Consider the following 14,242-nt stretch of genomic DNA (forward strand, 5'->3'; position numbering starts at 1 on the left):
CGCGGCAAGCCTGCCGCTCAGCCGGCGATGGCCCGGTACACGGCGCCGTCGCGCTGCACGCGTACCGGCGCGCCGTAGGCCTGCGACAGCCGCTCCGCGGTCAGCACCTCGGCGCGCGGGCCGTCGGCCAGGATCCGGCCTTCGCGCATCAGCACCACGCGGTCGATCTCCGGCACGATCTCCTCCAGGTGGTGGGTCACCAGCACCAGGGTCACGCCCTGCCGGGCCAGCTCGCCCATCAGCGCGCAGAACTGCTGCTGGGCCACCACGTCCAGGCCGGCGGTGGGCTCGTCCAGCAGCAGCGCCTGCGGCCGATGGACCAGCGCCCGGGCGATCAGCACCCGGCGCATCTGGCCGGTGGACAGCTCGGCCACCGGCCGGCCGGACAGCGCCTGGGCGCCGACCCGCTCCAGCGCCTCGGCCGCCCGGGCGCGCATCTGCGCGGTGACGTCCTGGTCGATCGGCAGCACGAAGCTGGAGAAGAACCCGGTCACCACCGCATCGTCCACGCCCAGCTGCGGCATGTCCTGCAGCAGCGCGGTGGCATCGGAGGTGACCACGCCCAGGCGCGTGCGCAGCTGGGCCACGTTCCAGCGGCTCTGGCCGAACACGCGCACCGGCGCCTCGCCCTCGCGCGCCAGCGGATACAGCTCGCGGTTGATCAGCTTGATGAAGGTCGACTTGCCGCAGCCGTTGGGGCCCAGCAGCGCGACGTGCTGGCCGAGCTGGATGCGCAGGTCCAGCGCCTCCAGCACGGGCGTGCCGCCGCGCACCACGGTGGCGCGGTCCAGTTCGATCAGGGGCTCGGAAACGGGCGTGGAATCTGACGATGCTGACATAAGGCGGGCGCTGCGCCCGCGGGGCTGAACGCCATACGCGGGCGACGGGTGAAGTTTGCGGGGGCAGCCTGCATTATGGACGCCAGCGGTGGGCGTGTTGCCTGCGCTTAGGTCCCTGGAGGGGGAACCCATGCATCCGTCCCTGATCGACTTCCTGACCGGCGGCCTGACCCAGTTCACCTGGTGGGAGCTGGCCCTGGTGCTGCTGGTGTGCACCCAGCTGACCATCTTCTCGGTCACCCTGTACCTGCACCGCAGCCAGGCCCACCGCGGCGTGGATTTCCATCCCGTGCTGAACCATTTCTTCCGGTTCTGGACCTGGCTCACCACCTCGATGATCACCAAGGAGTGGGTGGCGATCCATCGCAAGCACCACGCCAAGGTCGAGACCGAGGAAGACCCGCACAGCCCGCAGACGCGCGGCATCGGCAAGGTGTTCTGGGAGGGCGTGGAGCTGTACCGCGAGGCGCGCTGGAACCGCGGCGACATCGAGCAGTACGGCCGCGGCGCGCCGGAGGACTGGCTCGAGCGCCACCTCTACACCCCGCGCGCCAACTGGGGCCCGATCGTGCTGGCCGTGGCCTACGTGGTGCTGTTCGGCCTGCCGGGCGTGGCGATGTGGGCGATCCAGATGGCGTGGATCCCGTTCTGGGCCGCCGGCGTGGTCAACGGCCTGGGCCACTGGTGGGGCTATCGCAATTTCGAATCGGCCGACACCTCGACCAACCTGACGCCGTGGGCGTTCTGGATCGGCGGTGAGGAGCTGCACAACAACCATCACGCCTTCCCCAGCTCGGCGCGCTTCGCCATGCGCCGCTTCGAGTTCGACATCGGCTGGGCCGCGATCAAGGGCCTGGAGGCGCTGCGCCTGGCCAAGGTGCTGCGCGTGGCGCCGCGCCTGGACATCCGCCCCAACATCGCCGTGCCCGACGCCGACACGCTCAAGGCGCTGCTCTCGCACCGCTTCCAGGCCATGACCGACTACCAGCGCAACGTGTTCCGCCCGGTGCTGGCCGAGGAGGCCTCCATCGCCGGACAGAAGCTGCGCCAGCTGTTGCCGCGCCGCCTGCGCCGCGGCCTGGTCGACGACGGGCGCTGGCTCAAGCCCGAGGCGCGCGACGCGCTGCAGCACTGGATCGCCCAGCGTCCGCGCATGGCCGCCCTGGTCGAACACCGCAAGCGCCTGGCCACCCTGCTGGAGGCCCGCTCGCACGACGCGGCCGAACGCCTGCGCCAGCTGCAGGCCTGGTGCAAGGAGGCCGAGGAAAGCGGCATCGCCTCGCTGCAGGCCTATTCGCAGCGGCTGAAGGGTTACGCGCTGGCGCATTGATTGGGGGCCAGGGGCCAGGGGCCGGAGGTCAGGGGCCGGAGGTCAGGGGTCAGGGCGCCGTTGTTGCTCGTCATCCCCGCGAAGGCGGGGATCCAGTGGCTTTACCGGCGCTCTCATCTCGCGCACGCGGCGTTCGAAGCACGCCATAGCTGCGACACTGTCGGCATGACTCGATGTCGCGTGATGCACGCATCCTTGGCCGCCGCGCTGGCGCTGGCCTTCGTCCCCGGCGCGTCCGCGCAGCAGCCGGCCGGCACGTCCGACTACCTGGCGCGCATGGACAGCGACCACGACGGCCGGGTCAGCGTCGAGGAGTACGTGTCCTGGATGACCTACGCCTTCGACGAACGCGACGCCAACCACGACGGCGTGCTCGAAGGCGCCGAGCTGCCCGGCAGCCGCGGCAAGCCGGTCACGCGTGCGGCGCTGGTGCAGCAGCTGCGCGCGCGCTTCGCCCGGCAGGACCGCAATCACGATGGTTTTCTCGACGCGCGGGAGCTGGCTGCGCCGCCGCAGTAGAAACACGGAAGCGCGCGACGCCTGACGAAGCGAGGCGCGTGGAGGTGAGGCGCTGCGCCTTGCGCGGGCTTCCGGCCAGCTTTCTTTTCGTCGCACACAATCCCGCCGCCCGAGCCAGCGCGCGCTGCGATAATGCGCGGCCCTGAAACGCGCGCACGGCGGTGATCGATGTGGTGGCTTGCCCTGGCGGTGCTGTGCAGCGTGGCGGTGTCGGTCCTGTTCCGCCTGGCGCCGCGCTGGCGGCTGGATGTGCCGCAGGCGGTGACCTGGAACTACCTGGCCGGCGTGCTGCTGGCGCTGGGCCTGCTGCATCCGCCGCTGCAGGCGCTGGCCGGCGAACACGCGCCATGGCGCTGGTGGCTGCCGCTGGGCCTGCTGCTGCCCGGGCTGTTCCTGGTGCTGGCCGCCTCGGTGCGTCGCGCCGGCGTGGTGCGCACCGACATCGCCCAGCGCCTGTCGCTGCTGCTGTCGCTGATCGCCGCCTTCACCCTGTTCGGCCAGCGCGCCGGTACGGCGCAGCTGCTCGGCCTGGCGCTGGGGCTGGTGGCCATCCCCTGCCTGCTGGCGCGCCCGCGCGGCGGGCCGACGCCGCAGTCCACCGGGTGGCGCCTGCCGCTGGTGGTGCTGGTGGGCTGGGCAACCACCGATGTGCTGTTCAAGCGCATCGCCGCCGATGGCGCGCCGCTGTCGGCCTCGCTGCTGGCGACCTTCGCCGTGGCCTTCGTGCCGATGCTGGGCTGGCAGCTGTGGCGGCATGCGCGCGGCGTGCGGCTGCAGTGGCGCAGCTTCGTCGGCGGGCTGGCGCTGGGCGCGCTCAACTTCGCCAATATCGGCTTCTACCTGGCCGCGCACCGCGCGCTGCCGCAGGCGCCGGCCACCGTGTTCGCGGCGATGAACATCGGCGTGGTGCTGCTCGGCACGGCGGTGGGCGTGGGCGTGTTCGGTGAACGCCTGGGCCGGTTGAACCTGCTCGCCATCCCGCTGGCGCTGGCCTCCATCGTGCTGATCAGTCGCGGCATGGGTTGATCGTCGCGGCGCTGGCGGCGCCTCTTCGACGATCGTCCTCCCCCGAAAGAGGGAAGAGCCACCACACCGATCGTGGGTAGACGCCCCTGCAGCGGCGTTCGAGGATGCGTGACGCAGCGTCACCGTCCAGCTTTGGCATCGGTTGACGATTGCGTCCGTTCCGCACGGCGTTGAGTCCATTTCGCGTCGCGGCTGGTGCGCCGATGTTTCTCTCGCTGGAGCACGCCCATGAAGCCTCGCCTACCGCTGCTGGCCATCGCCTTGATCGCCTTGACCGCACCGTGGACGCCGCCAGCGCGAGCCGGCGCGCCTGCGGCCGACGCCTCCTATGCCGTCGGCCCGCAGTACGACTCCACCCACGTCTATGTGCAGGCGGAGGACTTCGATCGCTTCGTACGCAGCTTCGTGGCGACCTTCGGCGGGACGGTCGGCAAGCAGGCCGTCGTCCAGGTCACGCCGACGCCGAGCCAGACGCTCTCGCAGCTGGTGCGCTCGCCCGTCGGCACGCTCTCGGTGTTCGGCTTCAAGACGCCGATCCCTTATCCCTTCGGCGTCGAACGCACCGGCTACCTGGTCACCGACATCGACGCGGCCGCCGCCGCCGCCGTCTCGCTCGGCGCCACGCGCCTGGTGGAGACCTTCCCCGATCCGATCGGGCGCGACGTGGTGGTGCAATGGGCCGGCGGGGTCAACATGCAGTTCTACTGGCACACCGCGCCGCCGTCCTATTCCGCGCTGACCAGCGTGCCGGAGAACCGCCTCTATCTCACCGCCGACGCGGCCGATGCGTTCATCAGGCAATGGCTTGCGTTCTCGCACGGGCAGGTCGTGTCGGATGAGGCCGCGGCCAGCGGGACGGAGATCGGCCGTCCCGACGCCACCGTGCGCCGCGTGCTGCTGCAGTCCGGCTACGGCAAGGTGCTGCTGCTGGTCTCCGATGGCCATCTGCCGTGGCCCTATGGTCGGGAGCTGACCGGCTACGAGGTGCAGGATCTGGCCGCCACGCTGCGCCGCGCCCAGGACGCCGGCGTCGAGGTGCTGGTGGGCCCGTACACGGTCGGCGGCCGGCGCGCGGCGATGCTGCGTTTCCCCGGAGGCTATATCGCGGAAGTCCACCAGCCCGGCGCCACGCCCTGACGACCAGCGCGTCGCGGCGGGGTGGATCGGCCAAGCAGCTGGCGACCGCTCGGGGACGGCCGAGCCCTATGACATCGCCCGCCTTGGTTTTGGTCGCCCGCCGCCCGTGTTGACACCGGGGCTTGACACCTCCTGTATTGTTACTAAGTAACAAATGGAGAAGTCGCCATGAAACTGTCCTCAACCCAGGCCGCCGATGCCTCGGCCATCGGCCTGTCGATGCTGTGCCTGGCCCACTGCCTGCTGCTGCCCGTGCTGGCGGCGCTGCTGCCGGTGTTCGGCGCCTGGGCGCATGCCGAATGGGTCCACATCGTGTTCGTCGCCATCGCCGCGCCGCTGGCCGGCTTCGCGCTGTGGCGCGCGCACCGGGCCCGGCCGCTGCCCTGGCCGCTGGTCACGCTGGCCGCGCTGGGCCTGATCGGGCTGCTCGCCGGGGCGGTCGGCTGGCCCTCGCACGAGGTCGAGACGCCCGTGACCGTGGCCGGCAGCCTGCTGCTGGCCAGCGCCCACGTCTGGAACTGGCGCCGCCGCCCGCACGCGCCGCCGTGCGAGGCCTGCCACTGAGCCTGCGCGGCCTCGTCGGCCGCGCGCTCATCCGCTAGAGATCGAACCCCAGCAGCATCGGGTCATGGTCCGAGCTGCGCCACGGGCCCGGCGTGGCGTCGCGCGCGTCGCCGCGCGGCTCGGGCTCGTCGGCGTTGACGTGCCATTCGGCCGCGCCGCGCAGCAGCGGCGCCAGCGCCGGCGAGAGCAGGGCGTGGTCCAGCCGCCCGCGCTGGCCGTCGTAGACATAGCTGTAGGGCGCCGCCACGTGGGCCGCGGCGAAGGCGTCGGCCCAGCCGGCCTGGCGCAGCGTGCGCAGCGGCTGCTCCTGCGCATAGGCGTTGAGATCGCCCACGATCAGCGCGCGGGTCGCGCCGGTGCCGGTGGGGTCCGACTTGAGCCAGGCATCCACGCGCCTGGCCGACTCGGTGCGCGTCGCATTCCAGCAGCCGGCGCCGTCGTGCGCATCGGCGTCGCCGCCGCTGGCCTCATTGCAGCCCTTGGACTTGAAGTGGTTGGCCGCGACCACGAACAGCGCGCCGTCGCCGCGGCGGAAGGCCTGCGCCAGCGGCACGCGGCTGTGTTCGACGAACGGGCCACCTTCCAGGGTGACCGGCCTGCCCACCGGCGTGACCCGCGAGGCGCGATAGATCAGCCCGACCCGGATCGGGTTGTCGCCCGGGCCGCTGCCGGCATCGATGTAGCGCCAGTCGCCGCCGGCGGCGTTGAGCGCCTCGACGAACTGCGCCAGCGAGGACTGCGGCCCGTAGCCGTCGTTCTCCAGTTCCATCAGCGCGGCGATGTCGGCGCGCAGCGGCGTCAGTGTCGCCACCAGCCTAGCGACCTGGGCGCGGTATTCGGCCTCGGTTTTGGCGCCGCGCTTGGTCGGGAAGCCGCCGCCCGCGCCGTCGCCGTTGAACAGGTTCTCCAGGTTGAACACCGCGATCCTGACGCTGCCCGGCACGTCCGGCGCCGCCGGGCGCGCGGCCGCCTGCACCTGCAGCGGTGTCAGCGCCTGCAGGCGCCAGGCGCCGTGGCGGAAGTCGACCACCCCGCTCGCGCCGGTCGCGGTCGAGCCGCTGCGCACCGCGCCACCGGGCAGGTAGGGCAGGACCGCCGGATCGCGCGCATCGCTGCCATCGTCCAGCAGCAGGCGGCGATGCGCGTTGTCCGCCGCGAGGGCGGCATAGCCGGGCGTGCCCGGCACTTCGCGTTCGGACGGCGTCCACAGCGGCCCGCCGAAGCTGCCGATGGTCTGGCCAAAGCGCATGTCGGTGCCGTTCAAGGTCAGCGGCGCGTCAATGCGCACCCGCATGCCTTCCAGCGCGGCCCAGTCGGCGGGCGGGGCGGTCAGCACAACGGGCGCGGGCGTGGCGATCGCCGCGCGGAGGGCCTTGGCGTCGGCGAGCTGCAGCGTGGTCAGGGTGTGCGGGCCATCGCCGGTCTCGGCCACGGTGCCGGTGAGCTGCCAGCGCTGACCGGTGTGAATGTCCGGAAGCGCCCCGCCGGCGCCGGCCACGACCCACAGCGCATCGGAGGTCGCCGCATCGCCATCGCCGGCGTCCTGCACGAAGAAGCCCTGCAGCCCTGCACGCAGGTCCGCGGTCACCGTGCCGGTGACCGTCACGGTCTGGCCCACCAGCGCACTGCGCGCCTGGCTGCCCTGGACCTGACCGATCGGCAGCGGCGTCTCTTTCGCGTAGGCCGGCAAGGTGCAGCACAGCGCCAAGGCGGAAGACAGCAGCAGCGGACGGATCGAAGGCATGCGGGATTTCCGTAAGACGCGAGCGAGGACGGCGGTGAACGCAAAAACGCCGCCCGAAGGCGGCGTTCTCGGCCAGGCATTGTGCCTGCGCGATTACTTCGATTGTTCGAGCATCCAGTCCACGGTGGCGTGGATCTGGGCCTCGCTCAGCCCCGGGTTGCCGCCCTTGGGCGGCATCACCCCGCCGTCCGGGCCGGTGAAGCCCTCGATGGCGTGCTTGTAGAGCGTCTCCTTGCCCTTGGCCAGGCGCGCGCCGAAGCCGGCGGCGTTGAGCATCGGCGCATTGCCGATGCCGGCGGTATGGCAGGCGGTGCACAGCTGGTCGAAGATGGTCTTGCCGTCCAGCGTGCCGCCGTAGGCGCCCTGCGCGGCGGCGGCGGCTTCGGCGGCCGCCTTGGCCGCGGCCTGGGCCGCCGCACCGGTGGCGCCGGCATAGACCGCGCCGACCGGCGCGATGCGCGCCTGGGTCTGCTTGGCCGCCACCGGCGAGACTTCGGCCGGAATGACCTTGGACAGGAAGAACGCGCCGACGATCAGGCCGACGGTGACCACCGCCAGGATGCCGATCACCATCGAAAAGCGCTTGAGGAACTCCAGGTCGTGATTGCGCACAGTCCACCTTTGGCAGCGCCGTTGCCGGCGTGGCTGAAAACACTCGTCGGTTGTTGCGAATGTTCCGGACGTGGGGGTGACCGGGATGCCGCACCGGCGAGCCGGGCGGCGGGGGGATTATAAGCAGGCCCGTCGGGTGGGAGCGAGGAGTGCGTGGCAAGGCGAGGATCGAGCAAAGCCCGATCCCGCTTTCGCTCACGCCTCACTCTTCTCCACGCACTCCTGGCTCAAGGGCACCAGTAGGTCTGCACCGGCGTGCTGGCGGCGCGCAGCATCACTGCGATCGGCGGCGGGTTCTGCGCGGCCAGGGCCTCCTGCAGCGTGCGCGCCTTCTGCTCGCCCTCGATGTGCAGGTACAGGTGCCGGGCGGCGGCCAGCACCGGCAGGGTCAGGGTGATGCGCGCCTCGCCGGCGGCGGTGGCGTGCATGGGCAGCACGCGCGCGGTGCCTGCCGGGTCCAGCGCCTGGGCCAGGTAATCGCCGCCGGGGAAGAACGAGGCGGTATGCCCATCGGTGCCCATGCCCAGCACGGCCACGTCCAGCGGCAGGGTCTGCGCCAGTTCGGCCTCCAGCTCGGGCAGGGCCGCCTCGGGGCCGTCGTCGTAGCTGCGGTACAGCGGCACGAAGCGCGCCACCGCCGCCGCGCCGTACATCAGGTGCTGGCGCACCAGCGCGGCGTTGGAACGGGCGTTGGACTCGTCCACCCAGCGCTCGTCGACCAGGGTGATGGTGACCTGCTTCCACGGCAGCGGCTGCTCGGCCAGCGCCTGGAAGAAGCGCACCGGCGTGGTGCCGCCGGACAGGGCCACGGTGGCCCGGCCGCGCTCGGCCAGGGCCGCGCGCAGGTCGTCGGCCACCTGCGCGGCCAGCGCCTGCGCCAGTGCATCGTGGTCGGGCCAGGCGTGGACCTGGGTCAGGGTCTGATCGATCTGCAGGCTCACGTGCCGGCGTCCTCATGCCAGGTGCGGCCGTCGCGCTCGATCAGCGCCACGGCGGCGTTGGGGCCCCACGAGCCGGCGGTGTAGGACTTGGGCGCCTCGGGCAGCTGTTCCCAGGCGTCCAGGATCGGGTCGATCCATGCCCAGGCCGCCTCGACCTCGTCGCGACGCATGAACAGCGACTGGTTGCCACGCACCACGTCCATCAGCAGGCGCTCGTAGGCCTCCGGCTGATGCACGCCGAAGGCCTCGGCGAAGCTCATGTCCAGCGGCACATACTTCATGCGCAGCCCGCCCGGGCCCGGGTCCTTGATCATCAGCCACAGCTTGACGCCCTCGTCCGGCTGCAGGCGCAGCACCAGCCGGTTGGGCTGGGCCGGGCCGACGCTGGCGTCGAAGATCGAGTGCGGCACCGGGCGGAAGGCCACCACGATCTCCGACACGCGCTCGGGCAGGCGCTTGCCGGTGCGCAGGTAGAACGGCACCCCGGCCCAGCGCCAGTTGGACACCTCGGCCTTGATCGCCACGAAGGTCTCGGTGCGCGAGTCGTTGCGGCCCAGCTCGTCCAGGTAGCCCGGCACGGCCGCGCCGCCCGAGGCGCCGGCGCGGTACTGGCCGCGCACGGTGACGTGGCTGACCTCGGCGGCGGTGATCGGCTTGAGCGAGCGCAGCACCTTGAGCTTCTCATCGCGCAGCGCATTGGCCTGCAGCGTGGCCGGCGGCTCCATGGCCACCATGCACAGCAGCTGCAGCAGATGGTTTTGCACCATGTCGCGCAGCGCGCCGGAGGTGTCGTAGTAGCCGGCGCGCTTCTCAAGGCCGACGGTCTCGGCCACGGTGATCTGCACGTGGTCGATGCGGTTGGCGTTCCACAGCGGCTCGAACAGGATGTTGGCGAAGCGCAGCGCCAGCAGGTTCTGCACCGTCTCCTTGCCCAGGTAATGGTCGATGCGGAAGATCTGGTGCTCGGAGAACACCGCGCCGACCGCGTCGTTGATCGCCGCGGCGCTGGCCGAATCCTTGCCGATCGGCTTCTCCAGCACCACGCGCGCATTGCCGTCGTTGAGGCCGGCATCGCGCAGGCGCGTGCACAGGTCCACGAACAGGCTCGGGCTGGTGGACAGGTAGAACACGCGGATGCGCTCGGCCCCGGTCTGCTTGAGCAGCTCGGCGAACTCGTCCCAGCCCTCGTCCTTGGTCGCATCCAGCGGGCGGTAGTCCAGCAGTTGCAGGAAGGCCGGGATGCGCGCGCGTAGCAGCGGATCGTCGCTGGCGATCTTCTCCAGCGCCTCGCCCACGCGGGTGCGGTAGTCGGCGCCGGTCTGCGGATCGCGCGCCACGCCGATGATGCGGCTGTCCTGCGGGATCTGGCCGTCGGCATAGCGGCGCAGCAGGCCGGGCAGCAGCTTGCGCAGGGCCAGGTCACCGGTGCCGCCGAAGATCACCAGGTCGAAGCTGTCCACGGGTACGGTCTTGGCGCTCACGGTGAAGCCTTGTCAGGATGCGGGGAGATCGGCACAGACGATACCACCGCCCTACCACGCGGCCCAGCCCTGCATATGAACGGGCCCGTGAGTGCCGCGTGATTGCACTCTTGGTATCCCATTGGTATTTTCGCGGCATGCTGTCCGCCATCGCCACCGAATACGCCCGCCTGCAGCAGGCCGAGACCAGCCGCACCCTGGCCTATCTGCGCCTGCGCCGCGCCCTGCAGCACCTGATCGACACCGGTGTGCTCGGCCCGGGCCACGGCCTGCCCAGCGAGCGCGACCTGGCCACTGGTCTGCAGCTCTCGCGCGTGACCGTGCGCAAGGCGCTGTCCGGGCTGATCGACCAGGGCCTGCTGAGCCAGCGCCAGGGCGCGGGCACCTTCGTGTCCGAGCGGATCGTGCGCAGCTTCTCGCGCCTGACCAGCTTCACCGACGACCTGCGCGAGCGCGGGCTGGACCCGCAGGTGACCTTCCTCGAGCGCGGCATCGGCGGCGTTACCCCGGAGGAAGCGATGGCGCTGAACCTCTCGCCCGGCAGCGGCGTGGTGCGCCTGTACCGCCTGCGCCACGTCGACGGCGCGCCGATCGCGGCCGAGCGCACCCTGGTGCCGCACAGCCTGCTGCCCGACCCCGAGCGCATCGGCGCCTCGCTCTACGAGGCGCTGGATGCCTACGGCCATCGCCCGCGACGCGCGCTGCAGCGCCTGCGCGCGGTGGCGCTGGAGCGCGAGGCCGCGACCCTGCTGCAGCTGGAGCCCGGCGCGCCGGGCCTGCTGGTCGAGCGCCGCGCCTTCCTCGCCGACGGGCGCGTGGTCGAGTTCACCCGCTCGTTCTATCGCGGCGACGCCTACGACTTCGTGGCCGAACTGCAGAGCGACTGAGCGGCGCGTTCAGCCCTGAGTGCCCGCACCGACCGGCAGCGGGCTGCGCTGGCCGGTGGACAGCAGCCGCTGCGCGTCCACGCCGACCGCATCGAAGATCGCGTCGATCCGCTCGATCGCATAGCGCGCCTGGGCCGCATCGTCCACGTGCGCCAGGATCGCCGAGGCCTCGGCCGCGCAGGCGTCGAAGAAGGCCTGGTCCAGGGGCGGCGCGCCGTCAGCCACCTTGTCGTGCAGGGCATGCAGTTGCTGGTCGAGTTGGTCCTGGCGCATCTGGGGCCTCCGGTGCGTGTGCGGCTTGAGCGAACACAGTGCCGCCTTTCGCGCGGTCGTGCGCACCCGGCAAGGCGTTTCTGGAACCCGTCTCACGTCGCGCCGCCGTTTGCCGCCAGGTCCAGGTCGCGATGGTCATCAGCCCCGTCGCGATTGTCATATCGGCGCCCACGCGGCTTCGCACAGGATTTACGTGCCGCGGTAATACTCGGCGCCAGGGGATCGCGCATCTGCGCAGGCAACAGCAGACCAGGCAGATCGTCCTCGCGTCACCGCACGGGTTCGTCGTCCAGTTCGCGCATCACCCACGGCTACACGCAGCACCCCATCGGGCCCTTGGCGGCCACCACCTGCAACACGCAGTCCCGCGCTTCACCGCCTGCGCCGCAGGCGCCTTCGCACCGGGCCGCTTCGTGTGGCCTGGTGCCTTCGTTCCTCCCACCCCCGAGGGAAGACCATGGTCGCCATCATCGAATCCCGTCCCGCGCCGGCCAACGCGATCACGCTGCCGCGTCCGTACGCGCCGGCGGTCACGCCGCTGTTCACCGATCCGCGCCGCGCCGCGCACGAACGCGCCAGCGTGGACTGCATGGGCCGCCGCCTGGCGCGGCTGCTCGGGCGCGAGTTTCGTGCCCAGGCGCTGCCCGGCCTGCCCGGCTATTTCATCCCGATGGAAACGCTGACCCGCGAGGAAGCGGCGATGCGCGGCATCGGCTGCGCCGCGCATCTGTTCGGCGGCGTGGTGCCGCAGGCCTTCGTGGCCAGCAAGCTGGTCACCCATGGCCTGATCGATGGCGGTACGCGTGCGCCCGAGGGCTGGGCGCATGCGCTCGGCGACGCGCTGGGCGAGGCCGTGCTACCCGGCTACTCGGTGTTCACCGACGCCGACCTGCGTAGCGCCGTCGCCCGCCTGCTGGAACGGGGCCGCGTGCGCTGCAAGCTCAGCCACGCGCGTGGCGGCAACGGCCAGCGCGTGGTCGATTCGCTCGGCGCGCTGGAGGCCTGGCGCGCCACGCTGGACGCCGATGAGATCGAAGCCGGCGTGGTGGTCGAGCTGAATCTCGAGGACGCGGTCACCTTCAGCGTCGGCTGCGTGGAGGTGGGCGGCCAGTCCATCGCCTACTTCGGCACCCAGCACACCGTGCGCACGCCGCGCGGCGATGAGGTCTACGGCGGCTCGCGGCTGCGCGTGGCCCGCGGCGGCCTGGACCAGCTGCAGCACGTGCCGCTGCCGGCGCAGGCGCACGAGGCGATCGCCAAGGTGCAGCACTACGAGGCGCAGATCAGCGCGGCCTATCCGGGCTTCTACGCCTCGCGTCGCAACTACGACCTGGTGCATGGGTGCGATATGCAGGGCCATACGCGCTGCGGCGTGCTCGAGCAGTCCTGGCGCTTCGGCGGGGCCAGCCCGGCCGAGATCCTCGCCATGGAGGCGCTGGCCGCGCAGCCGCAGGTCGCCTGGCTCGATGCGCTCACTCACGAGAGCTGGAGCGATGAGTCGGTGCCCGACGATGCGGTGGTGTACTTCGACGGGCAGGTGGGTTCACTCGGGAGACTGCTGAAATACGCTAGGGTCGCAGTCGATGGATGTCACCCTTGAGCACATCGCGTTCGAAGTAGAAGACGCCGCGCTGTCCGGCACGCTTCTGGCGCCGGCGCGCGCCTTGCCCGGTGTGCTGTTCGTCCACGGTTGGGGCGGCAGCCAGGACCACGATCTGGCCCGCGCACGCGAGGCCGCCGGCCTGGGCGTGGTCTGCCTGACCTTCGACCTGCGCGGCCACGAAGGCGATGCGCAGATGCTGGAGCGGGTCACGCGCCAGCAGAACCTGGACGACCTGCTGGCCGCCTACGACTGGTTCGTGCAGCAGCCCAATGTCGATGGCAACGCGATCACCGTGGTGGGCATCAGCTATGGCGCCTACCTGGCCGCGATCCTGTCCTCGCTGCGGCCGGTGCGCTGGCTCGCCCTGCGCACGCCGGCGCTGTACAAGGACGAGGGCTGGGAGCTGCCCAAGCGCCAGCTGCACCAGGACCCGGACCTGATCCCGTTCCGTCATCGCCAGGTGGCCTGGAAGGACAACCGCGCGCTGCGCGCCTGCGCCGAGTTCCGCGGCGATGCGCTGATCGTGGAGGCCGAGCTGGACCAGATCATCCCGCACCAGGTGATCGAGAACTACATGGCCGCCTTCACCCGCGCCCGCTCGCGCACCTCGCGGGTGATCGCCGGCGCCGACCATGCCTTCTCCGAAAAGCCGGCCCAGCGCACCTACACCACGGTGCTGGTGAAGTGGCTGACGGAGATGGTGGTCGGCGCGCGCGAGCAGGCCGCCCGCGAGAAGATCGACGAGCGCAAGCGGGTGCGGGATGGGAAGGCCCCGTCCGCCTCGACGCACGCGGTGGCCAAGGCCGACGCTTCGACGAAGTAGGGCGCGGACGCTGTATGCGCAGGGGCTTGCGGCGCGGATTGCTGGACGCGTGCGGCGCCTAAATCAGCACGCAGGCGCCAGGTAGCGACGCAGCAGCGTCATCGCCTCCTCCAATGCCTGCGCCTGCGCATCCTGGCCGAGCTGCCGATAGGTGGCCGCGGCGTCGCGACGGGCGTGGATCTCATCTTCGATCAGACGGCGCAGCGCAGCGTCGTCCAGCGACCGGCGCGGAACTTCCACCGTCGGGTCGCCGAAGGCATGGACCACGTAGGTCGCGTGGCGATCGCCCACCGCCACCGCCTGGGCGTTATCGATCGCGGCGATCAGCTGACGCAGGAGCGCGACCTCGGCGGCGTTGCGGCTCCGCATCGCCACGGTCAGGTCGGCCTTGAGGTGCGCCACGAAGCGCTGGGCAGCATCGGCGGTCATCGCCGCATGATGGCCGCGCGGCGGAAGCGCACGC

15 protein-coding genes are annotated in these 14,242 nt (G+C 71.3%); 8 read left to right on the forward strand and 7 right to left on the reverse strand.

The annotated features are described in order from the left end of the window. Positions 1-17: 17 nt before the first annotated feature. Positions 18-839 (reverse strand): ABC transporter ATP-binding protein, encoded by an 822-nt coding sequence (locus EAT51_RS05610; protein ID WP_130514898.1) that lies wholly within the window; start codon positions 837-839, stop codon positions 18-20. A gap of 130 nt (positions 840-969) precedes the next feature. On the opposite strand from EAT51_RS05610, the gene EAT51_RS05615 reads away from it, so the two are divergent. The 5 genes from EAT51_RS05615 to EAT51_RS05635 all read left to right on the forward strand — a co-directional run bounded on the left by EAT51_RS05615 (position 970) and on the right by EAT51_RS05635 (position 5,415). Beyond that, positions 970-2,169 carry a DesA family fatty acid desaturase gene (locus tag EAT51_RS05615; protein WP_130514900.1) on the forward strand — a complete coding sequence of 400 codons (1,200 nt, stop codon included), beginning with the start codon at positions 970-972 and terminating at the stop codon, positions 2,167-2,169. A 183-nt stretch (positions 2,170-2,352) separates the two neighbouring features. Next, positions 2,353-2,688 (forward strand): EF-hand domain-containing protein, encoded by a 336-nt coding sequence (locus EAT51_RS05620; protein ID WP_130514903.1) that lies wholly within the window; start codon positions 2,353-2,355, stop codon positions 2,686-2,688. 168 nt (positions 2,689-2,856) lie between these two features. Next, the gene (locus EAT51_RS05625; protein ID WP_130514905.1) at positions 2,857-3,714 is read left to right on the forward strand and encodes an EamA family transporter; all 858 of its coding nucleotides are present in this window, start codon (positions 2,857-2,859) and stop codon (positions 3,712-3,714) included. A 228-nt stretch (positions 3,715-3,942) separates the two neighbouring features. Beyond that, a complete protein-coding gene (locus EAT51_RS05630) occupies positions 3,943-4,851 on the forward strand; it encodes a VOC family protein (RefSeq protein ID WP_130514907.1) in 909 nt (302 codons plus the stop codon). Between the two features lie 168 nt (positions 4,852-5,019). Next, entirely contained in the window at positions 5,020-5,415 is a 396-nt protein-coding gene (locus EAT51_RS05635) for a MerC domain-containing protein (protein WP_130514909.1), read from the forward strand. Between the two features lie 34 nt (positions 5,416-5,449). On the opposite strand, the gene EAT51_RS05640 is transcribed toward EAT51_RS05635, so the two are convergent. The 4 genes from EAT51_RS05640 to zwf form a co-directional block, all read right to left on the reverse strand. After that, positions 5,450-7,159, reverse strand: a complete 1,710-nt coding sequence (locus tag EAT51_RS05640) for an ExeM/NucH family extracellular endonuclease (protein ID WP_130514911.1) — start codon at positions 7,157-7,159, stop codon at positions 5,450-5,452. 93 nt (positions 7,160-7,252) lie between these two features. Next, complete coding sequence (locus EAT51_RS05645) at positions 7,253-7,771, reverse strand: c-type cytochrome (RefSeq protein ID WP_130514913.1); 519 nt, start codon at positions 7,769-7,771, stop codon at positions 7,253-7,255. Positions 7,772-7,998: 227 nt separating this feature from the next. Further along, positions 7,999-8,712 (reverse strand): 6-phosphogluconolactonase, encoded by a 714-nt coding sequence (gene pgl, locus EAT51_RS05650; RefSeq protein WP_130514915.1) that lies wholly within the window; start codon positions 8,710-8,712, stop codon positions 7,999-8,001. Continuing rightward, positions 8,709-10,193: a glucose-6-phosphate dehydrogenase gene (zwf, locus tag EAT51_RS05655; protein WP_130514917.1), complete on the reverse strand. Its 1,485-nt coding sequence runs from the start codon at positions 10,191-10,193 to the stop codon at positions 8,709-8,711. The genes pgl and zwf overlap by 4 nt, the downstream gene beginning before the upstream one ends. A 137-nt stretch (positions 10,194-10,330) precedes the next feature. Here zwf and EAT51_RS05660 point away from each other — a divergent pair, with 137 nt between their 5' ends. Next, positions 10,331-11,080 (forward strand): GntR family transcriptional regulator, encoded by a 750-nt coding sequence (locus tag EAT51_RS05660; RefSeq protein ID WP_130514919.1) that lies wholly within the window; start codon positions 10,331-10,333, stop codon positions 11,078-11,080. Positions 11,081-11,089: 9 nt separating this feature from the next. Here EAT51_RS05660 and EAT51_RS05665 read toward each other — a convergent pair whose 3' ends face one another. Then, complete coding sequence (locus EAT51_RS05665) at positions 11,090-11,353, reverse strand: hypothetical protein (protein ID WP_130514921.1); 264 nt, start codon at positions 11,351-11,353, stop codon at positions 11,090-11,092. Positions 11,354-11,810: 457 nt separating this feature from the next. Here EAT51_RS05665 and EAT51_RS05670 point away from each other — a divergent pair, with 457 nt between their 5' ends. Continuing rightward, on the forward strand, positions 11,811-12,953 hold the full coding sequence (locus EAT51_RS05670) for a DUF3182 family protein (protein ID WP_130514923.1): 1,143 nt from the start codon (positions 11,811-11,813) through the stop codon (positions 12,951-12,953). After that, a complete protein-coding gene (locus EAT51_RS05675; protein ID WP_130514925.1) occupies positions 12,937-13,779 on the forward strand; it encodes an alpha/beta hydrolase family protein in 843 nt (280 codons plus the stop codon). The genes EAT51_RS05670 and EAT51_RS05675 overlap by 17 nt, the downstream gene beginning before the upstream one ends. Before the next feature lie 63 nt (positions 13,780-13,842). Here the strand turns inward: EAT51_RS05675 and EAT51_RS05680 are convergent, their stop codons facing one another. Continuing rightward, the gene (locus EAT51_RS05680) at positions 13,843-14,208 is read right to left on the reverse strand and encodes a GatB/YqeY domain-containing protein (protein WP_130514927.1); all 366 of its coding nucleotides are present in this window, start codon (positions 14,206-14,208) and stop codon (positions 13,843-13,845) included. Between the last annotated feature and the right edge of the window lie 34 nt (positions 14,209-14,242).

Source organism: Pseudoxanthomonas winnipegensis (genome assembly GCF_004283755.1).
Classification (GTDB): domain Bacteria; phylum Pseudomonadota; class Gammaproteobacteria; order Xanthomonadales; family Xanthomonadaceae; genus Pseudoxanthomonas_A; species Pseudoxanthomonas_A winnipegensis.

What these genes read in the sequence shown, in the direction of transcription:
- EAT51_RS05610 (WP_130514898.1), bottom strand. Translation starts at nt 839, where the DNA reads ATGTCAGCATCGTCAGATTCCACGCCCGTTTCCGAGCCCCTGATCGAA.
- EAT51_RS05635 (WP_130514909.1), top strand. Translation starts at nt 5,020, where the DNA reads ATGAAACTGTCCTCAACCCAGGCCGCCGATGCCTCGGCCATCGGCCTG.
- EAT51_RS05675 (WP_130514925.1), top strand. Translation starts at nt 12,937, where the DNA reads ATGGATGTCACCCTTGAGCACATCGCGTTCGAAGTAGAAGACGCCGCG.
- EAT51_RS05680 (WP_130514927.1), bottom strand. Translation starts at nt 14,208, where the DNA reads ATGACCGCCGATGCTGCCCAGCGCTTCGTGGCGCACCTCAAGGCCGAC.
- EAT51_RS05620 (WP_130514903.1), top strand. Translation starts at nt 2,353, where the DNA reads ATGCACGCATCCTTGGCCGCCGCGCTGGCGCTGGCCTTCGTCCCCGGC.
- EAT51_RS05630 (WP_130514907.1), top strand. Translation starts at nt 3,943, where the DNA reads ATGAAGCCTCGCCTACCGCTGCTGGCCATCGCCTTGATCGCCTTGACC.
- EAT51_RS05625 (WP_130514905.1), top strand. Translation starts at nt 2,857, where the DNA reads ATGTGGTGGCTTGCCCTGGCGGTGCTGTGCAGCGTGGCGGTGTCGGTC.
- EAT51_RS05660 (WP_130514919.1), top strand. Translation starts at nt 10,331, where the DNA reads ATGCTGTCCGCCATCGCCACCGAATACGCCCGCCTGCAGCAGGCCGAG.
- EAT51_RS05640 (WP_130514911.1), bottom strand. Translation starts at nt 7,159, where the DNA reads ATGCCTTCGATCCGTCCGCTGCTGCTGTCTTCCGCCTTGGCGCTGTGC.
- EAT51_RS05670 (WP_130514923.1), top strand. Translation starts at nt 11,811, where the DNA reads ATGGTCGCCATCATCGAATCCCGTCCCGCGCCGGCCAACGCGATCACG.
- EAT51_RS05615 (WP_130514900.1), top strand. Translation starts at nt 970, where the DNA reads ATGCATCCGTCCCTGATCGACTTCCTGACCGGCGGCCTGACCCAGTTC.
- EAT51_RS05665 (WP_130514921.1), bottom strand. Translation starts at nt 11,353, where the DNA reads ATGCGCCAGGACCAACTCGACCAGCAACTGCATGCCCTGCACGACAAG.